The organism is Aquitalea magnusonii (assembly GCF_002217795.2).
Lineage (GTDB): Bacteria > Pseudomonadota > Gammaproteobacteria > Burkholderiales > Chromobacteriaceae > Aquitalea > Aquitalea magnusonii_B.
Genome location: NZ_AP018823.1, coordinates 724550 through 747781 on the forward strand (window position 1 = coordinate 724550; position 23232 = coordinate 747781).

The 23232-nt window shown below is 59.0% G+C and carries 20 protein-coding genes; 15 read left to right on the forward strand and 5 right to left on the reverse strand.

The annotated features are described in order from the left end of the window. Window positions 1–8: 8 nt before the first annotated feature. The 3 genes from DLM_RS03455 to DLM_RS03465 all read right to left on the reverse strand — a co-directional run bounded on the left by DLM_RS03455 (window position 9) and on the right by DLM_RS03465 (window position 3467). The gene (locus DLM_RS03455; RefSeq protein ID WP_089082752.1) at window positions 9–1607 is read right to left on the reverse strand and encodes a carboxyl transferase domain-containing protein; all 1599 of its coding nucleotides are present in this window, start codon (window positions 1605–1607) and stop codon (window positions 9–11) included. A 146-nt stretch (window positions 1608–1753) separates the two neighbouring features. Beyond that, complete coding sequence (locus DLM_RS03460) at window positions 1754–2923, reverse strand: isovaleryl-CoA dehydrogenase (protein ID WP_089082751.1); 1170 nt, start codon at window positions 2921–2923, stop codon at window positions 1754–1756. A 139-nt stretch (window positions 2924–3062) separates the two neighbouring features. Then, the gene (locus tag DLM_RS03465; RefSeq protein WP_089082750.1) at window positions 3063–3467 is read right to left on the reverse strand and encodes a MerR family transcriptional regulator; all 405 of its coding nucleotides are present in this window, start codon (window positions 3465–3467) and stop codon (window positions 3063–3065) included. 194 nt (window positions 3468–3661) lie between these two features. Between DLM_RS03465 and DLM_RS03470 the strand changes: the two genes are divergently transcribed. Together DLM_RS03470 and DLM_RS03475 are read left to right on the forward strand one after the other, a co-directional pair. Next, window positions 3662–5350, forward strand: a complete 1689-nt coding sequence (locus DLM_RS03470; protein WP_089082749.1) for an AMP-binding protein — start codon at window positions 3662–3664, stop codon at window positions 5348–5350. A gap of 96 nt (window positions 5351–5446) precedes the next feature. Further along, on the forward strand, window positions 5447–6118 hold the full coding sequence (locus tag DLM_RS03475) for a YecA family protein (RefSeq protein ID WP_089082748.1): 672 nt from the start codon (window positions 5447–5449) through the stop codon (window positions 6116–6118). Between the two features lie 66 nt (window positions 6119–6184). Here DLM_RS03475 and DLM_RS03480 read toward each other — a convergent pair whose 3' ends face one another. Beyond that, window positions 6185–7078 carry a LysR family transcriptional regulator gene (locus DLM_RS03480; protein ID WP_231960039.1) on the reverse strand — a complete coding sequence of 298 codons (894 nt, stop codon included), beginning with the start codon at window positions 7076–7078 and terminating at the stop codon, window positions 6185–6187. Window positions 7079–7430: 352 nt separating this feature from the next. Between DLM_RS03480 and rhmD the strand changes: the two genes are divergently transcribed. The 7 genes from rhmD to aldA all read left to right on the forward strand — a co-directional run bounded on the left by rhmD (window position 7431) and on the right by aldA (window position 14266). Continuing rightward, window positions 7431–8630, forward strand: a complete 1200-nt coding sequence (gene rhmD / locus DLM_RS03485) for an L-rhamnonate dehydratase (RefSeq protein WP_089082793.1) — start codon at window positions 7431–7433, stop codon at window positions 8628–8630. A gap of 1 nt (window position 8631) precedes the next feature. Continuing rightward, the gene (locus DLM_RS03490; RefSeq protein ID WP_089082746.1) at window positions 8632–8991 is read left to right on the forward strand and encodes an L-rhamnose mutarotase; all 360 of its coding nucleotides are present in this window, start codon (window positions 8632–8634) and stop codon (window positions 8989–8991) included. Further along, window positions 8979–9878, forward strand: a complete 900-nt coding sequence (locus tag DLM_RS03495) for an amidohydrolase family protein (protein ID WP_089082745.1) — start codon at window positions 8979–8981, stop codon at window positions 9876–9878. The genes DLM_RS03490 and DLM_RS03495 overlap by 13 nt, the downstream gene beginning before the upstream one ends. A 4-nt stretch (window positions 9879–9882) precedes the next feature. Continuing rightward, complete coding sequence (rhaT, locus tag DLM_RS03500; protein WP_089082744.1) at window positions 9883–10941, forward strand: L-rhamnose/proton symporter RhaT; 1059 nt, start codon at window positions 9883–9885, stop codon at window positions 10939–10941. 234 nt (window positions 10942–11175) lie between these two features. After that, the gene (locus DLM_RS03505) at window positions 11176–11943 is read left to right on the forward strand and encodes an SDR family NAD(P)-dependent oxidoreductase (protein ID WP_089082743.1); all 768 of its coding nucleotides are present in this window, start codon (window positions 11176–11178) and stop codon (window positions 11941–11943) included. Between the two features lie 9 nt (window positions 11944–11952). Next, entirely contained in the window at window positions 11953–12762 is an 810-nt protein-coding gene (locus DLM_RS03510; protein ID WP_089082742.1) for an HpcH/HpaI aldolase family protein, read from the forward strand. 79 nt (window positions 12763–12841) lie between these two features. Then, complete coding sequence (aldA, locus tag DLM_RS03515) at window positions 12842–14266, forward strand: aldehyde dehydrogenase (protein WP_420000708.1); 1425 nt, start codon at window positions 12842–12844, stop codon at window positions 14264–14266. Window positions 14267–14500: 234 nt separating this feature from the next. Here aldA and DLM_RS03520 read toward each other — a convergent pair whose 3' ends face one another. After that, window positions 14501–16285 carry an acyl-CoA dehydrogenase C-terminal domain-containing protein gene (locus tag DLM_RS03520; protein ID WP_089082740.1) on the reverse strand — a complete coding sequence of 595 codons (1785 nt, stop codon included), beginning with the start codon at window positions 16283–16285 and terminating at the stop codon, window positions 14501–14503. A gap of 186 nt (window positions 16286–16471) precedes the next feature. On the opposite strand from DLM_RS03520, the gene DLM_RS03525 reads away from it, so the two are divergent. From DLM_RS03525 to DLM_RS03550, 6 genes are all read left to right on the forward strand, one after another. After that, window positions 16472–17020: a DUF2062 domain-containing protein gene (locus tag DLM_RS03525; protein WP_089082739.1), complete on the forward strand. Its 549-nt coding sequence runs from the start codon at window positions 16472–16474 to the stop codon at window positions 17018–17020. Continuing rightward, window positions 17007–17564: an NUDIX domain-containing protein gene (locus tag DLM_RS03530; protein ID WP_089082738.1), complete on the forward strand. Its 558-nt coding sequence runs from the start codon at window positions 17007–17009 to the stop codon at window positions 17562–17564. The genes DLM_RS03525 and DLM_RS03530 overlap by 14 nt, the downstream gene beginning before the upstream one ends. Beyond that, the gene (locus tag DLM_RS03535) at window positions 17551–17868 is read left to right on the forward strand and encodes a PilZ domain-containing protein (protein ID WP_089082737.1); all 318 of its coding nucleotides are present in this window, start codon (window positions 17551–17553) and stop codon (window positions 17866–17868) included. The genes DLM_RS03530 and DLM_RS03535 overlap by 14 nt, the downstream gene beginning before the upstream one ends. A 347-nt stretch (window positions 17869–18215) precedes the next feature. Next, a complete protein-coding gene (locus DLM_RS03540) occupies window positions 18216–20144 on the forward strand; it encodes a PrkA family serine protein kinase (RefSeq protein ID WP_089082736.1) in 1929 nt (642 codons plus the stop codon). A 144-nt stretch (window positions 20145–20288) separates the two neighbouring features. Beyond that, on the forward strand, window positions 20289–21563 hold the full coding sequence (locus DLM_RS03545; protein ID WP_089082792.1) for a YeaH/YhbH family protein: 1275 nt from the start codon (window positions 20289–20291) through the stop codon (window positions 21561–21563). Between the two features lie 32 nt (window positions 21564–21595). Beyond that, on the forward strand, window positions 21596–23110 hold the full coding sequence (locus tag DLM_RS03550; protein WP_089082735.1) for a SpoVR family protein: 1515 nt from the start codon (window positions 21596–21598) through the stop codon (window positions 23108–23110). The last annotated feature ends 122 nt before the right edge of the window (window positions 23111–23232 follow it).

The window sequence follows — 23232 nt, forward strand, 5'->3', positions numbered from 1 at the left end:
GCGCTTCCTTACATGCGGAACACGCCAAAGCGTGTTTTGTCGATGGGCGCGGACAGGGCGGCTTCCAGTGCCAGGCTCAGTACATCGCGGGTCTGGGCCGGGTCGATGATGCCGTCGTCCCACAGCCGCGCGCTGGCGTAATAAGGGTGGCCCTGGCGTTCGTATTGTTCGCGTACCGGTGCTTTCAGCGCCTCCTCCTGCTCGGCGGTGAAGGCCTCGCCCAGTTGTTCCTTCTTGACCTGTGCCAGCACCCCGGCGGCCTGTTCGCCACCCATCACCGAAATGCGGCTGTTGGGCCACATCCACAGCATGCGCGGGCTGTAAGCGCGGCCACACATGCCGTAGTTGCCCGCCCCGAAGCTGCCACCAATCAGCACGGTGAACTTGGGCACGCTGGCGCAGGCCACGGCGGTAACCAGCTTGGCGCCATCCTTGGCGATACCGCCGTTTTCATACTTCTTGCCCACCATGAAGCCGGTGATGTTCTGCAGGAAAATCAGCGGAATGCCACGCTGGCAGCACAGTTCGACAAAGTGCGCACCCTTGAGCGCAGATTCGGAAAACAGGATGCCGTTATTGGCGATGATGCCCACGCGCCAGCCATTGAGCCGGGCAAAACCGGTCACCAGCGTCGTGCCGTAGTTCTGCTTGAATTCGTCAAAGTCGGAATCGTCCACCAGTCGGGCGATGATTTCACGCACATCAAACGGCTTTTTCGGGTCGGCCGGAATCACACCGTAGATTTCCTCGGCGGCATGGCGTGGTGCTTTGGGTTCGGTGCGGTCCAGCACGCCTTGTTTGTGCCAGTTGAGGTCGGCCACGATGCGGCGGGCAATGCCCAGCGCGTGGGCGTCGTTCTGCGCCAGATGGTCGGCCACACCGGAGATGCGGGCGTGTACATCGCCACCGCCCAGTTCTTCTGCGGTGACGACTTCGCCGGTAGCGGCCTTTACCAGCGGCGGGCCGCCCAGAAAGATGGTGCCTTGTTCCCGCACGATGATGGTTTCATCCGACATGGCCGGCACATAAGCGCCGCCTGCAGTGCAGCTGCCCATCACCACGGCAATTTGCGGAATGCCGGCGGCAGACAATTGGGCCTGGTTGTAGAAGATGCGGCCAAAGTGTTCCTTGTCCGGAAACACTTCGTCCTGCAGTGGCAAAAAGGCTCCGCCGGAATCCACCAGGTAGACGCAGGGCAGGCGGTTTTCCTTGGCGATTTCCTGCGCGCGCAGATGCTTTTTCACCGTCATCGGGTAATAAGTACCACCCTTGACCGTGGCATCGTTGGCGATGATCAGGCAGTCCACCCCGGCAATACGGCCGATGCCGCTGATCAGGCTGGCACCCGGCGCATCGTCGTTGTACATGCCAAAGGCAGCCAGCTGCGATAGTTCCAGAAAGGGCGCGCCAGGGTCCAGCAGCAGGTTGATGCGCTCGCGCGGTAGCAGCTTGCCACGCGCGGTGTGTTTGTCACGGGCTTTGTCGCCGCCGCCCAGTGCCGCCTGGGCGACCTTCTGTTTCAAGTCATCCACCAGCGCACGCATCTTGTCGGCATTGGCCTGGAAGTCCGGCGCGCGAGGGGAGAGTTTGGATTCGATGACTGGCATGATTTTAGGGAGTGGGGAGTAGGGAGTAGCAGGTGACGGGTGGGGAACTCCCCACTCCCGACTCTCTACTCCCGGTGTTAGTGGTCAGTAGGGTGTGGGTGAGTTGACGGTTTTACTCCCGACTCCCCACTCTCTACTCCCGATGTTCAGCGTGTTTCCGCCATCAGTTCGCGGCCAATCAGCCAGCGGCGGATTTCACTGGTACCCGCGCCGATTTCGTACAGCTTGGCATCGCGCAGCAGGCGGCCGGTGGCGTATTCATTGATATAGCCGTTGCCGCCCAGGCACTGGATGGCGTCCAGCGCCATCTGGGTGGCGTTTTCGGCGGCATACAGAATGGCACCGGCAGCGTCCTTGCGGGTCTGGCGGCCGGTATCGCCCCGGTCCAGCGCCTGGCCGACGGCATAGACATAGGCGCGGCTGGCAGACAGCTTGACGTACATGTCGGCCAGCTTGCCCTGCATCAGCTGGAAGTCGCCAATGGCCTGGCCAAACTGTTTGCGGTCGTTCAGATAGGGGACGACGATGTCCATGCAGGCCTGCATGATGCCCAGCGGGCCTGCCGACAGTACGGCGCGTTCGTAGTCCAGCCCGCTCATCAGCACTTTCACGCCATTGCCTTCGCCGCCCAGTACGTTCTCGGCCGGGATTTCACAGTTGTCGAAGAACAGCGGGTAGGTGTTGGAGCCGCGCATGCCCAGCTTGTCCAGCTTGCTGCCATGCGAGAAACCGGCAAAGCCCTTTTCCACGATAAAAGCCGTGATACCCCTGGGCCCGGCGTTGACGTCGGTCTTGGCATACACCACCAGGGTGTCGGCATCGCCGCCGTTGGTAATCCACATCTTGCTGCCGTTCAGTACATAACGGTCGCCTTTTTTATCGGCGCGCAGCTTCATGCTGACCACATCGGAACCGGCATTGGGTTCGGACATGGCCAGCGCGCCCACGTGTTCGCCGGAAATCAGCCTGGGCAGGTAGCGGGTTTTTTGTTCGGCGGTGCCGTTCTTGCGGATCTGGTTGACGCACAGATTGGAGTGCGCGCCGTAGGACAGGGCGACCGAGGCCGAGGCACGGCTGATTTCTTCCATCACGATCATGTGGGCCAGGTAGCCCATATTGGCACCACCGTATTCTTCTTCGGCGGTGATGCCCAGCAAGCCCAGCTCACCAAACTTGCGCCACAGGTCGGCCGGAAAGAGGTTGTCACGGTCGATATCGGCGGCGCGCGGGGCGATTTCGGCGTCGGCAAAATCCTTCACGCTCTGGCGCAACATGTCGTAAGTGTCGCCGTGGTCAAAACGCAGGCTGCTGTACATGGTGTTTCTCCTCGGTGCCGGTCGTGGCGGCTGTGCCTGACAGGCTATTGTGATGGTTGCCTTACTGCTTTGAATATTGAATTACGTTTACGTAAGCGTCAATATGGTGTGGTAAAAAAACCTGCACGAGGGCAGGTGTTCAGGCGGGGTTGTCGGCCTTGGTGGTCATCTGGTCGATTACGCCACGGCAGTGTTTTTCCAGCGCATCGATTTCCCCCAGCACCACGTCGATGTCACGCCGCTGTTCTTCCAGCTGTTCGCGCCGGGCTACCAGCAAATGCAGCAGCTTGAGCGACTGGCTGGCTTCATCGCGGGCCAGATCATACAGATCAATGATTTCGCGTATTTCCGACAAGGACAGGCCAATGCGCTTGCCACGCAGGATAAGCCGCAGGCGGGCGCGGTCGCGGCGGGTGAATACGCGCTGGCGGCCATCGCGTTGCGGCTCGATCAGCCCTTGTTCCTCGTAAAAGCGGATGGTGCGCAGTGTGACGTCAAAATCACGTGCCAGATCCGAAATGGTGAAGACTTCCTGTTCTGTCATGGTATCTGCTTTCAGTATTTATACGGATTGTAGCGTTTTTCCCACGCCTTCTCATCATGATAGCTGCATTACGTTTACGTAATCGTAAACTTGTGGGATTAATGCCAGAAAAATGGGCCGCGCCATGCAGCGTGGCTGCCGTCGCAAGGGAAACGACGCATCCGGATAAAGAGACCACAACAAGGAGACACACAATGCAGCACGCCAGCTACGTGCACGGAGCCAGTCAGCAGCCACTGATTGGCAAGACCATCGGCCAGATGTTTGACGCGGCCTGCCAGCACCACGCCCAGCGGGACGCCCTGGTGGTTCGCCAGCAGGGCATACGCTGGAGCTATGCCCAGTTACAGGAGCAAGTGGACCGGATGGCGTGCAGCCTGATGCGCCTTGGCCTTGAGCCGGGCGAGCGCATCGGCATCTGGTCACAGAACAACGCCGAATGGGTGCTGACGCAGTTTGCCACCGCCAAGGCCGGGCTGGTGCTGGTCAACATCAACCCGGCGTATCGCCGTTCCGAACTGGAATATGCCATCAACAAGGTAGGTTGCCGGGCACTGATTGCTTCGCCCAGCTTCAAGAGCAGCAATTACATTGAAATGCTGCAGGATTTGTTGCCGGAACTGGCGGTGAGCCAGCCCGGTCAGCTCAAGGCCGCCCGCATGCCCAGGCTGGAATGGGTGATCCGCATGGGCCAGCAGGCCACACCAGGCATGCTGGGGTTTGCCGAACTGCTGACCGAACCGACCCCAGCCGAGCGCGCCGCCTTGCAGCAGTTGGGCGATCGCCTGCAATTCGATGATGCCATCAACATCCAGTTCACCTCCGGCACCACCGGCAGCCCCAAGGGGGCTACGCTGTCGCATCACAATATTCTCAATAATGCCTTCTTTACCGGACAGGCCATGGGTTTCAGCCCGGCCGACCGCCTGTGCATCCCGGTGCCGCTGTACCACTGTTTCGGCATGGTGCTGGGCACGCTTACCTGCCTCACGCATGGGGCATGCATGGTGTTCCCGGCAGAAAGCTTCGATGCGCTCAGCGTGCTGCAAACCGTGCAGGAAGAACGCTGTACCGCGCTGCATGGCGTACCCACCATGTTCATCGGTTTGCTGGATCACCCGCAGTTCGCCCAATTCGACCTGTCCAGCCTGCGCACGGGGGTGATGGCCGGCAGCCCTTGTCCCATCGAGGTGATGAAGCGCGTCACCACCCTGATGCACATGTCACAAGTCACCATTGGCTACGGCATGACGGAAACCAGCCCGCTCAGCTTCCAGAGCCGTGCCGACACGCCGCTGGACAAGCGCGTGTCCACCGTGGGGCAGGTGCATCCGCATGTGGAGGTGAAGATTGTCGATAACGATGGCCACATTGTGCCGCATGGCGAAACCGGCGAGCTGTTGACCCGTGGCTATTCGGTAATGCTGGGCTACTGGGATGACCCGCAGAAAACCGCCGACTCCATCGATAAATCCGGCTGGATGCACAGCGGCGACCTGGCGGTGATGGATGCCGAGGGTTATGTGAATATCGTGGGCCGGGTGAAGGACATGGTGATTCGCGGTGGTGAAAACATCTACCCGCGTGAGGTGGAGGAGTTCTTCTACCGTCATCCCAAGATTCAGGAAGTGCAGGTGATTGGCGTGCCGGACGACCGCTTTGGCGAGGAACTGTGTGCCTGGATCAAGCTGCGCGATGGCGAACAGGCCAGCATCGAGGACATGCGCGCTTTTTGCCAGGGCCAGATCGCCCATTACAAGATTCCGCGCTACATCGAATTTGTCGACAGCTTTCCCATGACCATTACCGGCAAGATCCAGAAATTTGTCATGCGCCAGCAAATGAAGGAAAAACTGGGGCTGAACGACAGTCAGACCGCGTAAACGCAGGTGGATCAAACTTTGTATGCACAGGCCCCGGCGAGCCGGGGCTTTTTTCGCTACAATGCGCCCATTCAATCTGACCGCTAGGAGCGCACCATGACTGATATCGTATTCAATGACGCCGATCTTGCCCGGCTGGAACAGTTGCTCACGCCCCTGTCGATCAGTGGCAGCACCATGCGCCCGGACGAAGTACAAGGCTTCTTTGCCGCGCTGGCCAGCGGGCCGGATGCTGCCGACCGCAATATGTGGATGGCCGAAGTGCTGGGCGATGCTCCGGCTTTTGAAAATGCCGAAGAACAGGCCGAGCTGGAAGCCCTGCTGCAAAAGCTGTTTGATGTCACCGCCCATGTGCTGGCCGATGGCCGTGCGCTGGACCTGATCCTCTACGCCGATGACGATGCCGATGATGACGAAGCCGACTACTGGCCGTGGTGCAATGCCTATCTGTACGCACTGGACGTGGTGGATACCGACTGGTTTGAGGCGGCGGACGATGAAGGCTTCGAAGACCTGCTGATGCCGATTCTGGTGCTGGGCGGCATGTTCGAGGAAGAAGACGGCGAAGATCTGGTCACCTTTACCGAAGAGGAAAAGGAAGACTGCAAGGAACAGTTGCCCGAAGCGCTGATTGCCGTGTTCAACTACTGGCGCGCCAAGGCGCAGGCCCCGGCCACCGTACGTCGTGAAGGCGACAAGGTGGGCCGCAACGACCCTTGCCCTTGCGGCAGCGGCAAGAAGTACAAGGCCTGCTGCGGTAGCAACTGAGTTTTCTGCCAGCCTGCGGGCTGGTGCATGCCATACCGAAAAGCCTCCACACGGAGGCTTTTTCTTTTACTGCCATGTGGTGGCCATGGTGCAGGATTGATCAAGGCAGGAAATAAAAATCCGCTGTTCTTCGCTAAGCGCTTCATGCTTGCGCGTGAGGATGCCAAAAGGCGGCAGCGGTATGCAGATGCTGATTGGCAAGATCTGCACGATGCCCATGTCCAGATAGTCTGTCATGGCGGATTCGGCTAACAGCATCACCGCATTGGTGCGTTGAATCAGTTGCAGCATGGAATAAACCGAATTGCTCTCGATGATATTGCCGGGCAAGGGCAGTGCGGCGTGGAGCAGATATTGCTCCAATGCCATGCGTGCCGGGCTGCTGGGCGCTTGCAATATCCACGGCCAGTCTCGCAGTAATACCGGCAATTCGATATGTTGCTGTTGCAATAACACATGGTTTTTAGCCACCACCAGCCGCAATATTTCATTGCCCAATGGCCAAAAATTAAAGGCTGCATCTTCAGTTTTCGGGCTGCGCCGGGCAATGGCCAGGTCGATGCGTCCTTGTTCCAGCAAGCTGACCACTGCGTCGCTGGTGTCTCCCATCACGCGGATGCACAGCCGGGGCCTTTCCTGTTTCAAACGTGCAATCGCCGCCATGATCCGCTCGGGTGCCGCACCCATGATGGCACCGACTGACAGATAGCCAAAGCCTTCTTTCTTCTGCAGGGCCAGCGTCTCCATGCAGGCTTCCAGATGGTGCAGGCTGCGAGTGGCGAATTTCACCAGCACCATGCCCAGCGCGGTGGGCTGCATGCCATGCGGCAGGCGGTCAAACAGCCGGCAGTCAAACATATCCTCGATTTCCTGCAGCATGCGGCTGGCCGCCGGCTGCGACATATACATGCCTTCCGCCGTCCGTTTCATATTCTGGCTGCTACCTAATATCACCAGCATCTGCAAATGCTTGTAACGCAGGCGTTGCAGTAAATGACGGTATTGCGGTGATGATGGTGGGGCTGTGTTATCCATAAGCAAAAGGTATTGCCGGTTAATTAAAAGTAATTGGCTGGTTTGGCCAGTATGACGTAGTTTTGCTGTTGCCGCATTTTGCTGCCGGCTAGTGAATGGTCTGATATTTTCCAAGCTTCTTTAAGAGATTTCCCACCGTGTGGAATTCAGCCTGTTTATATCGGCTTTTTATTGTCGGCTTAAATTAATTTCGTAAGATATTTCTGCAAATTCATTCCGGATATTGCTTATTTCTGATCTGGATGAATGGAGATATTCAATGTCGGAGCAGTGCGCCATGAAGCAAATTCCAGTCATCAAACACGTCCGTGCTTTTACCCTGCGTGGTGGTGGTGCGGATTATCACGATCAGGCCGATGGCCATTGGATTGACGACCACATCGCCACGCCGATGTCCAAATACCCGGCCTACCGGCAGAGCCGACGCAGCTTTGGCATCAATGTACTGGGCACGCTGGTGGTGGAAGTTGAGGACAGCGCCGGCAATGTCGGCTTTGCCGTGACGACAGGCGGCGAACCGGCCGCTTTTATCGTCGAGCACCATCTGGCGCGTTTCGTGGAAGGGGCCAGGGTCTGCGATATCGAGCGCATCTGGGACCAGATGTACCACGGCACCCTGTTTTACGGACGCAAGGGCCTGGTGCTCAACGCCATCTCCGGGGTGGATCTGGCCTTGTGGGATTTGCTGGGCAAGGTGCGGCAGGAGCCGGTGTACCAGTTGCTGGGTGGCGCAGTGCGGGACGAGCTGCAGTTTTATGCCACCGGCGCACGGCCAGACCTCGCGCGTGAAATGGGATTCATCGGCGGGAAAATGCCGCTGCACCACGGGCCGGCGGAGGGGGAGGACGGCCTGCAAAAAAACCTGGCCTTGCTGGCCAGCATGCGCGAGCGGGTAGGCCCGGACTTTTGGCTGATGGTCGACTGCTGGATGAGCCTGGACCTGAATTACGCCATCCGTCTGGCGCAAGCGGCACAACAATATGGCCTGAAGTGGATAGAAGAAGCACTGCCGCCGGACGACTACTGGGGCTATGCCGCCTTACGGCAGCAACTGCCGCCCGGCATGTTATGTACCACCGGCGAACACGAGGCCACGCGCTGGGGTTTTCGCATGCTGCTGGAAATGGGCTGCTGCGACATCATCCAGCCCGATGTCGGCTGGTGTGGCGGCATTACCGAGCTGCTGAAAATCTCGGCATTGGCCGATGCGCATCAGGCGTTGGTGATTCCGCATGGCTCCAGCGTGTACAGCTATCACTTTGTCGCCACCCGTCATAACAGCCCGTTTGCCGAATTCCTGATGATGGCACCGCAGGCCGATCAGGTGGTGCCGATGTTCAGTCCGCAGTTATTGCACGAGCCGGTGCCGGAAAACGGCCGCATGCCGGTATCGCGGCTGGACCGTCCCGGTTTCGGCGTGGAGCTTAATCCCGCCTGCGCCTTGCATCGCCCCTACCTGCACACGCCGGGAGGCTGAAATGACGCATGGACAAGCACTTTGCACACTGGCTTTCCGCATGCAGTTGCATCCGGGTCAGGCAGCGGAGTACCAACGGCGTCATGCCGCCATCTGGCCGGAACTGCGCAGCGCGCTGCTGGATGCCGGCATTGTCGAGTACCGCATTTTTCATGATGACAAGGATGATGCCTTGTTTGCCGTGTTGTACTGCAGCCAGCCCGACCGGCTGGCTGAACTGCCCAGCCTGCCGGTAATGCAGCAATGGTGGGCCTATATGGCCGACATCATGGCCACCATGCCGGACCTCTCGCCGGTACAGCGCCCCTTGCACAGCATGTTCGTGCTGAGCACGGGGGAGGGGCCGCCATGCGCATCGTAGACGCCCATTGCCATTTCTGGTGGCTGGAAGGAAATCAGTACCCCTGGCTGACCCGGCGCAAGCCCAATCTGCTGGGTGATTACGCCGCGCTGGCGCGTGACTTCCGGTGGTCGGACTTGCGGCAATTGGCCGAGCAGGCTGATATCGAGCTGGCAGGCGTGGTGCATGTCGAAGCCAATGCGACGGATGCGCTGGAGGAAACCAGTCAACTGGAACACATGCTCGACTTGTCTGGCGATACCTTGCCAGTTGCTTTGCTGCCTTTTCTCGATCTGTCCAGCCCGCAGGCGGCGGATCAGCTTGCCCGGCAACTGGCAGCTTCCACCCGTGTGCGTGGTGTGCGGCAGATTCTCAACGTGCATGCCGACCCGCAGTTCGACTACGTGGGCCGCCACTACATGCGCGAGGCGCAATGGCAGTGCGGGATGGCCTTGCTGGAACGCCACGGCCTGATCTTCGAATTGCAAATCTACCCCGCACAAATGCAGGAAGCTGCCGCGCTGGCCAGGCGTTATCCGGCGGTGCGCTTTGCGTTGAATCATGCCGGCATGTATGTGGATCGCCACACCCCGGCTGGCTGGCGCATGTGGCGGGATGGCATGCGGGCCTTGGCAGCCTGCCCGAATGTGCAGGTAAAGCTGAGCGGTTTCGGCATGCTCGACCACCGCTGGACCGAGGACAGTCTGCGGCCGCTGGTGTACGAGGCCATCGATGCCTTCGGCAGCGCACGCTGCATGTTCGCTTCCAATTTCCCGGTGTGCAGCCTGTACACCTCCTACCGAAGGCTGTGGCAGGCCTATGACAATTTGCTGGCGCAGGCTGCGGCACATGAGCGGCGTGCCATGTTTGCCGACAATGCCTGGCGTTTTTACCAATTGGGAGACTAGCCAGATGGCCATCATTCTGCTGGGCCTGTTGTTTCATTTCATCGGCTCGTTTTCGTCCGCCAGTTTTTATCTGCCGTATCGCAGCGTGCGGCTGTGGTCCTGGGAAAACTTCTGGCTGCTGGGCGGCTTGTTTTCCTGGCTGATTGCCCCGTGGCTGGCCATTGCCCTGACCATTCCGGCTTTTGCTTCCATTCTTGAGGCGGCAGACAGCGGGACACTGGGCTGGACTTACTTCTTCGGCGTGTTATGGGGCATTGGTGGCCTCACCTTTGGCCTGGCCATGCGCTATATCGGCCTGTCGCTGGGCATGTCCATCATCATGGGCCTGACATCCGCCCTGGGTGCCCTGATGCCGCCGCTGTTCAATGACCTGTTTGGCCGCGAGGACGGTTTGCGCCTGAGCCAGATGCTGCTCAGCAGTGGTGGGCAGATGGTGCTGCTGGGGGTGCTGGGCTCGCTGATCGGCATCGTGTTGTGCGGGGTGGCCGGCATGCGCAAGGAGCGCGAAGTCGATCTGGCAACCAAACAAAGTGCGGTCCAGGAATTCAATATGAAAAAGGGCATCGCCGTTGCGCTGGTGTCCGGTTGCCTGAGTGCCTGCTTCAGCTACGGCATCAATGCGGGCAAACCACTGGCGCTGGCCGCGGTGGCGCACGGTGCCAATTCCCTGTTCATGAATAATCTGACCTTTGCCGTCATCATGCTCGGTGGCCTTACCACCAATGCGCTGTGGTGTCTGCACCTGTCCTTGCGCCGTCGCAGTCTGGGCGAGTTCGTCAATCGCAATACTCCCTTGCTGCGCAATTACCTGCTGTGCGCGCTGGGCGGCTTGCTGTGGTATCTGCAGTTCTTCTTCTATGGCATGGGCGAAAGCCGTTTGCATAACCCCACCAGCTCCTGGGTGCTGCACATGTCTTTCATCATCCTGATTTCCAATCTGTGGGGTGTCTGCCTGGGCGAGTGGCGCGGCACTGCGCCGCAGACACGCCGCATCCTGTTGCTGGGCATTGTGGTCATTATTGCAGCCATTGGCATGGTGGGTTTTGGTAGTGCAGTCCATTAAGACTCGCCAACAAAACCCCCGCTCCAGCGTTGCGCCGCCTTGCCGTACGCCATGTACTGTCTGCGGCGGCGCGCCTTGGCCCGGGTTCTCTACGAGGTTTTGTTAGCAGCTCTAAGCACGGCTGGCAAAGACGGGATTGGTCCTTGGTCCCGGCCTGCGGTGGTGGGCATGGGATCAAGGGATGGCTGTAGCACATCGGGCTGGTATCGCCGGTATTTCTGAGGAGGTAAAGCGATGTTGTTAGCAGGTAAGCGAGTGGTGATTACCGGGGCGTCTCGTGGCATAGGGCGGGCCATTGCACTGGGCTGTGCCCGCCATGGGGCGGATGTGATGCTGGGCCACAGTGGCCGCAGCAGTGCGGATGACATCCTGACGCTGCGTCACCAGATTGAGGTTCTGGGGCGCAAGGTGGCCGATCAGGCGGGTGATATTGGCGACCCCGACACCGGTGCCGCGCTGATTGCCATGGCCGTGGAGCAGTTGGGCGGAGTGGATGTCTTTATCAGCAATGCGGGCATCTGTCCTTTCCACGCCTTTCTGGACATGCCGCAGGAAACGTATTACCGCACGGTGAATACCAATCTCAACGGTGCCTATTTTGCGGTACAGGCAGCCGCACGCCAGATGCAGCAGCAGGGCGAAGGCGGCGCCATCATTGCCGTCAGTTCCATCAGTGCCCTGGTGGGCGGTGGCATGCAAACCCACTACACCCCCACCAAGGCCGGTTTGCTGTCGCTGATGCAGTCCTGCGCCATTGCCTTGGGGCCGCTTGGCATCCGCTGCAATGCCTTGCTGCCGGGTACCATAGAAACCGACATCAACCGGGAGGATCTGGCCGACCCGCACAAGCGCAGCACTATGCAAAACCGCATCCCGCTGGGGCGGCTGGGGCAGCCGGAGGATCTGGTCGGCCCGGCGGTGTTCCTGGCTTCAGACCTGGCACGTTATGTCACCGGTGCCAGCCTGCTGGTGGATGGCGGCATGTATGTCAATCTGCAATAGGAGTTGCCCATGCAACTGCCAAGCAATCAATTCAAATCTGCCTTAAGGCAGATGCCCACCTCTTCGTCCTTGTACGGCATCTGGGCCGGCATGGCTTCCGCCTATAGCGCGGAAATCCTGGCGACCACCGGCCATGACTGGATTCTGCTCGATGGCGAACACGCCCCCAATACCGTGCCCACGCTATTGGGACAGCTACAGGCGCTGGCCGCCTATCCTGTCAATCCGGTGGTGCGCATCCCGCATGGCGACCCGGCATTGATCAAGCAGGTGCTGGATATCGGCGCACAAAGCCTGATGGTGCCGATGGTGGAGAGCGCAGCGCAGGCCGCAGCCCTGGTGCGGGCCATGCGTTACCCGCCAGCCGGGATACGTGGTGTCGGCGGCGGACTGATTCGTGCCACCCGCTGGGATGCGGTGGCGGATTACATACCGCAGGCTGATCAGGCGCTTTGTCTGGTGGTGCAGATCGAATCTTCACTCGGAGTGGAACACGCGGCGCAGATAGCAGCAGTGGAAGGCGTGGATGCCATCTTTATCGGCCCGGCCGACTTATCCACCAGCATGGGCCACGCGGGTAATGCCAGCCATGCCGAGGTCCAGCACAGCATCCGCCGCACCATTGACTGCTGTCTGGCACAGGGCAAGGCCTGCGGCATTCTGGCGCCCAATGAGCAGGATGCCCGCCGCTATGCCGAGTGGGGCTGCAGCTTCATTGCCATCAGCATCGATATCCCGCTGCTGCGTCAGGCGGCGCTGGCCAGCCTGGCACGTTTCCGCGCCTCCCCTGCACCTGCCAGCGGCAGGCAAGCTTATTAGATCTCCCCCGGCAAGGCCCACGCCGGGGGGTGCCGCGGCCATGCCAACATGATTTTTCAGGAGCATTCCGATGTCTGAAATTCAGCAATTGCGTCATTACATCAATGGCCGTTTTATCGAAGGTGCCGATCACCATGGGGTGAGTAATCCGGCCAATGGCCAGATGCTGGCCCATTCCCCGCAGGCTTCCGCGCAGCAGGTGGCACAGGCCATCAGCGCAGCCCGAGCCGCCCAGCGTGACTGGGCTGCGCGCCCGGCCATCGAACGTGCCGGCTTTCTGCGCAGTATTGCCGCCCTGATTCGTCAGCAAGTGGATGTGCTGGCCCATACCATTAGCGCAGAACAAGGCAAAACCCTGGCGCTGGCCAAGGTTGAAGTGGGCTTTACGGCCGATTACCTGGACTACATGGCCGAATGGGCCAGACGCATCGAAGGAGAAGTCATCAGCAGCGACCGGGCCGGCGAGCAGATATTCCTGCTGCGCAAGCCCTTGGGCGTGGTGGCCGGCATCCTGCCCTGGAATTTTCCTTTCTTTCTGATTGCCCGCAAGATGGCGCCGGCCCTGCTGACCGGCAATACCATCGTGATCAAGCCCAGCGAGGAAACACCGATCAACTGTCATCTGTTCAGCCAGTTGGTGGCGCAGTCAGGCTTGCCGGCCGGGGTGTTCAATGTGCTGTATGGCCGGGGTGCGACCGGGGCTGACATGGCTGGCAGCGCGGATGTCGACATGATCAGCTTTACCGGCAGTGTGGCGACCGGCGCGCGCATTGCGGCAGCGGCAGCCCCGCATATCACCAAACTCAATCTGGAGCTGGGAGGCAAGGCCCCTGCCATCGTACTGGCCGATGCCGACCTTGATCTGGCGGCCAGGGCCATTCACGCTTCGCGCATCATCAATAGCGGTCAGGTGTGCAACTGTGCCGAACGGGTGTATGTCGAGCGCAAGGTGGCAGATGCCTTCATTGACAAGGTGGCCAGCGCCATGGCGGCAACCCGCTATGGCGATCCGCTGGCGGAGGCGGATATCGACATGGGACCGCTGATCAACCACCAGGCACTGGAAAGGGTGCAGGCAAAAGTGGCGCAGGCGGTGCAGGCAGGGGCGCAGTTGATCACCGGCGGTCAGGTGGCGGATCTGGGGGCCGGATTCCACTTCCAGCCCACGGTACTGGCCGGCTGCCATGGGCAGATGGATGTCATGCGGCAAGAGATATTCGGCCCGGTATTACCCATACAGGTGGTGGACAGTCTGGAGGAGGCGATTGCCCTGGCCAATGATTCCGAGTACGGCCTGACTTCATCCGTGTATACCCGCGATCTGGCCAAGGCGATGCAGGCAATGCGAGAGCTGGACTTCGGCGAAACCTATATCAACCGGGAAAACTTCGAAGCGATGCAGGGTTTTCATGCCGGGGTACGCAAGTCCGGCATCGGTGGGGCTGATGGCAAGCATGGCTTGTACGAATACACCCATAGTCATGTGGTGTATTTGCAGGCCTGAGTTGTATCCCTTGCCTTAGGGCATGAACACATGCCTTCCTCCGGCATGTCATGCAAAAAGCATGACATGCGGCGACTGTTTTGATTAGAATGAAACCGAGAGTACGAGCTCTCTTTTTTTCATTCCTTTATTCATAAGCCCGGTTTTTCCGGGCTTTTTTTTTATGTGCAGCAGGGTGGCCGGCCAAAAAAACGGCCCCGCAGGGCCGTTACAAAGGGTAGAGCCAGCAATCAATCAGAACGCGAAGTGTTCTTCATCCAGCGACATCAGCGGTGCAGCACCGCCCTTGATGCGCGCCAGCAGGGTATGCACTTCGGGGAAGAGTTTGGCCATGTAGAAGCGACCAGTGGCGATCTTGGCCTGGTAGAAGGCATCGTCCCCCTTGCCCAGGCTGGCATGCGCCACTTCTGCCATGCGCGCCCACAGCCAGGCATAGGTCAGATGGCCGATCAGGCGCAGGTAGTCGGTAGCGGCTGCACCGGCTTCGTCCTTGTTCTGCAGGCTGGCCATGCCAATGCCCATGGTGACTTCGCCCACATCCTTCATCAGCCTGGATAGCGGGGCAATGTATTCGGCCAGCTTGTCATTGCCTTCATTGGCCTGGCAGAACTGGTGAATCTGCTTGGTGAACTTGCGCAGTTTCTGGCCCTGATCCAGCAATACCTTGCGGCCCAGCAGGTCGATGGCCTGGATGCCGTTGGTGCCTTCGTAGATTTGCGAGATGCGGCAGTCGCGCACCAGTTGCTCCATGCCCCATTCGCGAATGAAGCCGTGGCCACCAAATACCTGCATGCCCATATTGGCCGCTTCAAAACCGTTGTCGGTCATGAAGGCCTTGGCCACCGGGGTGAGCAGGGCCACCAGGTCCGCCGCATCCTGCCGCTGTGCGGCATCCGGATGCTTGTCTTCGATATCCAGTTGCAGCGCCAGCAGGGCGGTCAATGCGCGGCCAGCTTCGGTATAGGCTTTCTGGGTCAGCAGCATGCGGCGCACGTCCGGATGCACGATGATGGGATCGGCCGGTTTGTCCGGACATTTGGCACCGGTGAGTGCGCGCATTTGCAGGCGTTCGCGCGCATAAGCCAGCGCGCCCTGGAAGGAGGCTTCGCCAATGCCCAGGCCCTGCATGCCGCAACCCAGGCGGGCGGCGTTCATCATGGTGAACATGCAGGCCAGGCCCTTGTTGGCCTCGCCAATCAGCCAGCCCTGTGCCTCATCCAGATTGATCACTGCCGTGGCATTGGCCTTGATGCCCATCTTGTGTTCCAGGCTGCCGCAGGCCACGGTGTTGCGGCTGCCATCGGCCAGGAATTTGGGCACGATGAACAGCGAGATGCCCTTCACATCCTTCGGTGCATCCGGCAAGCGTGCCAGTACCAGATGAATGATGTTGTCGGACATGTCGTGCTCGCCCGCCGAGATGAAAATCTTGGTACCGGTAATGCGGTAGCTGCCATCAGCCTTGGGCTCGGCACGGGTTTTCAACAGGCCCAGGTCGGTGCCGCAGTGCGGTTCGGTCAGGCACATGGTGCCGGTCCAACTGCCATCCACCAGGCGGGGCAGGTAGCTGGCTTTCTGTGCTTCGGTGCCGTGCGCGTGGATGGCAGCATAGGCGCCATGCGACAGGCCGGGGTACATCGACCAGGCCACATTGGACGAACACTGCATTTCCATGATGGGGAAGGCCAGCGATTTGGGCATGCCCTGGCCGCCGTAGGCCGGGTCACAGTCCAGCGCCGGAAAGCCCAGCTCGCAATATTGCTTGTAGGCTTCCTTGAAGCCCGGCGGGGTGGTGACGGCCTTGGTGCTGGGGTCAAACTGGCAGCCTTCTTCATCGGCCTGGCGGTTCAAGGGTGCCAGCTCGCTTTCGCAAAACTGGGCAGCGGCTTCCAGGTAGGAGGTGAAAATGTCCTGGGTGGCTTCCTCGTAGCCGGGCAAGCCGGGGATGATGTCCTGTACCTTGATCAATTCGTTGAGCACAAAATCAAAGTCACGCAGCGGGGCTTTGTATGCGGGCATGAGGTCTCTCCTTGTTGGTTGCGCTGCCCGGGTTTTCCGGGTCGAATAGCCATTGGCGGCGGTAGGTTTTTGTCGGTCCGCTTAATTCAAACGCTTGTTTAAATTATTCCGTGCCGTTTGACAACTCCTTTTTGTCAGCCGGTGCGCGTCTGTGTGGCGTTACGACAACGGGGAGCAACACCTGCGATGCGAAATTTCCTGCGCCGTGTCAGCGATTATCGACACCAGTTGTTGCATCGACCCGGTCTGGGCTGGCTGGGAAGCTGGCTGGATCAGCCCGCCTGCTGGAGTTTGAACCGCCGCAAAGTGGCACGGGGGGTGGCGCTGGGTTTATGCGCTGGCTTGCTGCCCGGCCCCCCCAAGCGTTTTTCAGCCCTGGTGCTGGCACTATTGCTCAGGGTCAATGTGCCGGCAGCCCTGCTGGCTACGCTGTACAGCAATCCGCTTACCATCCTGCCGCTTTATTTTCTGGCGTATTCCTGCGGACTGCTGTTACTGGGCGACCCGGCTGCAGGTACAATGAGCCAGCCTCCTGCATGGGGGGAGCTGGCCTGGTGGCAATGGGGACGGCAAATGCTGGACTGGCTGCTGGCACTGGGATGGCCCTTGTTGCTGGGTTTGCTGGTGTTGGGGCTGCTGCTGTCCACCCTGGGCTATGTGGCGGTCATGGTGAGCTGGCGTTGTGCGGTGGTCCGTAACTGGAAAAACAGAAAGGCAGCACGTGGATCTTGTTGAAAAGAAATTGCAGTCAGCACTGGTGTACGAGGGTGGATTTCTTCAGGTACACAAGGACAAGGTATTGCTGCCGGATGGTTCCGAGTCCAGCCGTGAGTACATCCTGCACCCGGGCGCGGTCGCCATTCTGGCGCTGACCGCAGACCGCCAACTGGTGCTGGAGCGCCAGTACCGTTACCCGGCGGGCCGTGTGTTTGTGGAAATTCCGGCCGGCAAGATAGACCCCGACGAAGCCCCGGCACTGACCGCCCGCCGCGAGCTGCTGGAGGAAACCGGCTATCGCGCCGGACGCTGGCTGCATCTGGGCACGGCGTATCCCTGCATCGGTTATTCCAACGAACAGATCAGCTACTACCTGGCCGAGGATCTGGAGCTGGGTGAGCGCGAACTGGATGAGGGCGAGTTTCTGGAAGTGTTCACCCTGCCGCTGCAGCAGGTGATGCAGATGGCGCTGAGCGGGGAAATCTGCGATAGCAAGTCCATCGTCGGCCTGCACTGGCTGGCAGCCCATCTCGACGGGAGACTGCCTGGTGCCGCCGTTTGACCCTTACCACGAACGCCGCGGAGCACGCCGTCTGCAGATGGGCTGCAAGGCCCGCATCAAGTCCCTGCACACGGGGGAAACCCACTATGGCGAGTGCGTTGACCTGTCGGTAGACGGCATGGCCTTTCGCAGTTCTTTTGTGCCACAGCACGGCGAGAGGCTGTCAGTGATCGTACTGGCACCTGCGGTGGGTGGTTTGCCGGGCAAGCCGCTGGAAGCCGAAGTGGAAGTGCGCCGCTGCAATGAGGTCAAGCGTGGTCTGGTATACGAAATCGGCACCCGCATCATCAAGCGCAAAAACTGAAACATCTGCTTGCAAATTGATACATAAAAGCACCCCCGTACTTTCAGTCGGGGGTGCTTTTTTATGTTGTTGATTTTAAATGACTTATTTTTGAAAATTCGATATGGCAAGCATTTTGTATTGAATTTTCTTTTGTCATTTCAGGAAAATTCCATAGCAAATTCAGTTACTTAATGAATTTATTTGGTGTTTTCAATTGTTTTGTTGCTTTTGTTCTTGCTCTTCCCTGCATGTGCTATACCCAGAAAAAGAGAACCTGAAAGCCAGTCAGTACACTCATTTTGCAAGGGGATAGCGGGTGCACCATGCACGCCGTGCGCGCCCCTGCAACCAGCCAGGAGAGAGCCATGCACCCGGATATCTTGAGCCACTACGCCTCCCGTTACGACAAGACGCGCGAAGAGGAATACACCATCCAGGAGTATCTGGAGATCTGCAAGCGCGATCGCACCGCCTATGCCACGGCCTCTGAGCGCATGCTGGCAGCCATTGGCGAGCCGGAGCTGGTGGATACCCGTCACGACCAGCGCCTGTCACGCATCTTTTCCAACAAGGTGATCAAGGTTTACCCCGCCTTCCGTGAGTTTTACGGCACCGAAGAGGTGATCGAGCAGGTGGTGGCCTACTTCCGCCACGCCGCCCAAGGGCTGGAAGAGAAGAAACAGATTCTCTACCTGCTGGGGCCGGTGGGCGGCGGCAAGTCTTCCATTGCCGAAAAGCTCAAAGAGCTGATGGAACAAGTGCCGTTCTACTGCCTCAAGGGCAGCCCGCTGAACGAGTCGCCGCTGGGCTTGTTCAATGTGGAAGAAGACGGTGCCATTCTGGAAGAAGAATTCGGCATTCCGCGCCGCTATCTGAAAACCATCCCCAGCCCGTGGGCGGTGAAACGCCTGCACGAGTACAACGGTGATATTGGCCAGTTCAAGGTGGTGAAGCGTTACCCGTCGGTACTGCGCCAGATTGCCGTGGCCAAGACCGAGCCGGGCGACGAAAACAACCAGGACATCAGCTCGCTGGTGGGCAAGGTGGACATCCGCAAACTGGAAAAATACGCCCAGGACGACCCGGATGCCTACAGCTACTCCGGTGGCCTCTGCCTGGCCAACCAGGGTTTGCTGGAGTTTGTGGAAATGTTCAAGGCACCCATCAAGGTGCTGCACCCGCTGCTGACCGCTACCCAGGAAAGCAACTTCAAGGGAACCGAAGGCTTTGGTGCCATTCCGTTCGATGGCATCGTGCTGGCGCACTCCAATGAATCGGAGTGGAAACAGTTCCGCAACAACAAGAACAACGAGGCCTTCCTCGACCGTATTTACATCGTCAAGGTGCCGTACTGCCTGCGCGTGACCGAAGAGATCAAGATCTACGACAAGCTGATCCGCAACTCTTCGCTGGGCAATGCGCCGTGCGCACCGGGAACGCTGAAAATGATGGCCCAGTTTGCCATCCTGTCGCGCCTGAAAGAGCCGGAGAATTCCAGCCTGTTCAGCAAGATGCAGGTGTACGACGGCGACAACCTGAAAGACACCGATCCCAAGGCCAAGTCGCTGCAGGAATACCGCGACTATGCCGGGGTGGACGAGGGCATGAACGGTCTTTCCACCCGCTTTGCCTACAAGATCCTGTCCAAGGTGTTCAACTTTGATAATCAGGAGGTAGCCGCCAACCCGGTGCATCTGTTGTATGTGCTGGAACAGCAGGTAGAGCGCGAACAGTTCCCGGCCGAGCAGGAACAGAAGTACCTGACTTTCCTGAAAGAGTATCTGGCGCCGAAGTATGTCGAGTTCATCGGCAAGGAAATCCAGACTGCTTATCTGGAAAGCTACTCGGAATACGGGCAGAACATTTTCGACCGCTATGTCACCTTCGCCGACTACTGGATACAAGACCAGGAATACCGCGATCAGGACACCGGTGAAATCTTTGACCGTACTTCGCTCAATGGCGAACTGGAGAAAATCGAAAAACCGGCCGGAATTTCCAATCCCAAGGACTTCCGCAATGAGATCGTCAACTTCGTGCTGCGGGCCCGGGCCAACAACGGCGGCAAGAACCCGACCTGGACCAGCTACGAAAAGCTGCGCACGGTGATCGAGAAGAAGATGTTCTCCAATACCGAAGAGCTGCTGCCGGTGATTTCCTTCAATGCCAAGGCCAGCGTGGAAGATGCCAAGAAGCACGAAGACTTCGTCAACCGCATGGTGGAAAAGGGCTATACCGCCAAACAGGTACGCCTGTTGTGCGAATGGTATCTGCGGGTACGCAAGTCCTCCTGACCAAGCCGTGCTTGCCGGGTGCGTGCACCCGGCATGGCGGCACCAATTCTGGCCCGGCCTGTCTTAAATGACAGGTCCGGCATGGCTTGGCACAGGTGTGCAGGTATGCCCCGTCAGGCCGCAGGAGACAACAGCGAGGTTGCCATGTCCCACATCATAGACAGACGTCTGAACGGCAAGAACAAGTCCGCGGTCAATCGCGAACGCTTCTTGCGCCGCTTCAAGGCGCAAATCAAGGAAGCCGTTTCCCGTGCGGTGAAGGGACGCAGCATCACCGACATCGAGAGTGGCGAGAAGGTGTCGATTCCGGTCAAGGATATTTCCGAGCCGGTATTCCATCATGGCCAGGGCGGAGTGCGCGAACAGGTGCATCCGGGCAATGAGGAATTCATCCGTGGCGACCGCATTGCCCGTCCGCAAGGTGGCGGCGGTGGCGGGGGCGGCGGCAAGGCCAGCCAGGATGGCGAGGGCGAAGACGATTTTGTCTTTGAACTGTCGCGCGAAGAGTTTCTCAATGTGTTTTTTGATGACCTGGCGCTGCCCAACCTGATCAAGACCCAGCTGATGGGGGTGGAAGAACTCAAGCAGGTGCGTGCCGGTTACACCAATGACGGCACCCCGGCCAATATCAGCATCGTGCGCTCCTTGCGCGGTGCGCTGGCGCGGCGGGTGGCCATGGCTGCGCCAACGCTAGCCCGGCTGGGCGAGGCCGAGGAGGATCTGGACGCACTGCTGGAATCGGACGATGAAAGCACGCAGGACGTGCGTGAGCAACGCAAACGCATTCATCTGCTGCGCGAGAAGCTGGCCAGCATTCCTTTCATCGACCCCTTCGATTTGCGTTACAACAACCGGATCCAGCAGCCCAAACCCACCAGCCAGGCGGTGATGTTCTGCATCATGGATGTGTCCGGTTCCATGGACGAGCAGAAGAAGGACATGGCCAAGCGCTTTTTCATCCTGCTCTACCTGTTTTTGCAGCGTAACTACGACAAGATCGAAGTGGTGTTCATCCGTCATCACACCAGTGCGGTGGAGGTGAACGAAGAAGACTTTTTCCATTCGCGCGAAAGCGGCGGCACCGTGGTGTCCTCCGCACTCAACCTGATGGCGGACATCGTCAAGAAACGCTACAGCAGCAGCGAGTGGAACATCTACGCCGCCCAGGCATCCGATGGCGACAACTGGGACAGTGATTCGGCCAATTGCGGCCGCATCATGGAAGAACAACTGCTGCCTTACTGCCAGTATTTCGCCTACATCGAAATCACCGAAGGGGAGCCGCAGAACCTGTGGTACGAGTACCTCAAGGTCAAGGAGCGCCAGCGTCACTTTGCCATGCAGAAAATCCGTTCTGCCTCCGACATTTATCCGGTTTTCCGGGAGCTGTTCAAACGCCAGCCAGCCACGCGCGCTTGAGCGCAAGGGCTGTCAGCCAAGGGGAAAACAGCATGACACCCATTTCCACCGGGTCCGAATGGACCTTCGACCTGATTGACGAGTACGACCGTGAAATCCGCAAGATTGCGGTGGATGAATTCAAGCTGGATGTCTATCCCAACCAGCTGGAGGTGATTACTGCCGAGCAGATGATGGATGCCTACTCCTCGGTAGGCATGCCGGTGAATTATCACCACTGGAGCTTCGGCAAGCATTTCGTCTCCACCGAAAAAAGCTACAAGCGCGGCCAGATGGGCCTGGCCTACGAAATCGTCATCAATTCCAGCCCCTGCATTGCCTATTTGATGGAAGAGAACTCCATGACCATGCAGGCGCTGGTGATTGCCCATGCCGCCTATGGCCACAACAGCTTCTTCAAGGGCAATTACCTGTTCCGTGCCTGGACCGATGCCTCGGCCATTGTCGACTACCTGGTGTTTGCCAAGTCCTACATCAGCAAATGCGAGGAGCGTTATGGCATCGATGCGGTGGAAGAACTGCTGGACTCCTGCCACGCGCTGATGAATTACGGCGTGGACCGCTACAAGCGGCCGCAAAAGCTGTCGCTGGCCGAAGAACAGGCGCGGCAGGAAGAACGCGAGCAGTATCTGCAAATGCAGGTGAACGACTTGTGGCGCACCATTCCGCGCCGTGACAAGGATGATGCCAATCGCGAGCCGCCGCGTTTCCCGGCCGAACCGCAGGAAAACCTGCTGTACTTCATCGAAAAATCCGCGCCGCTGCTGGAGCCGTGGCAGCGCGAACTGGTGCGCATCGTGCGCAAGATTGCCCAGTATTTCTACCCGCAACGCCAGACCCAGGTGATGAACGAGGGCTGGGCCACCTTCTGGCATTACACCATTCTCAACCGCCTGTACGAAAAAGGGCTGGTGACCGATGGCTTCATGATGGAGTTTTTGCAAAGTCACACCAATGTGGTGTACCAGCCGCCGGTAACCGCACGCTGGTATAACGGCATCAACCCGTATGCGCTGGGTTTTGCCATGTACCAGGACATCAAGCGCATTTGCGAGAACCCCACCGAGGAAGACAAGGCCTGGTTCCCCGATCTGGCCGGTACCGACTGGCGTGCATCGCTGGAGTTCGCCATGAAGAACTTCAAGGACGAGAGCTTCATCTCGCAGTACCTGTCACCCAAGCTGATCCGTGAATTCCGCCTGTTCGCCATTCGTGATGACGACCATGAGGACAAGCTGGAAGTGTCGGCCATTCATGATGAAAACGGCTACCGCGACATCCGCAGCAAGCTGGCCGAGCAATACAATCTGGGTTCGCGCGAGCCGAATATCCAGGTGTGGTCGGTGAATGTACGCGGGGATCGCAGCCTGACCCTGCGTCACACCATGCACAATCGCCGTCCGCTGGACGAAGGCAGTGCGCAGGAAGTGCTCAAGCACGTGGGGCGCTTGTGGGGCTTTGATGTGCGGCTGGAAAGCGCAGACAACGACGGCAACATCAGCCAGCGTTTTGAAGTGAAATCCAATCTGGAGCTGCAACGGCTATAGACCATCGCAGGCAGAAAAGCCGGCAATCGGCTTCTGTGCAGGTAAGGGCAGTCTGTTACCCGCTTGCCGCCAAGGGGGGACTGGCTTGAAGCGGCAGGCGTTGAAGGCCCCCTGGCATGCAA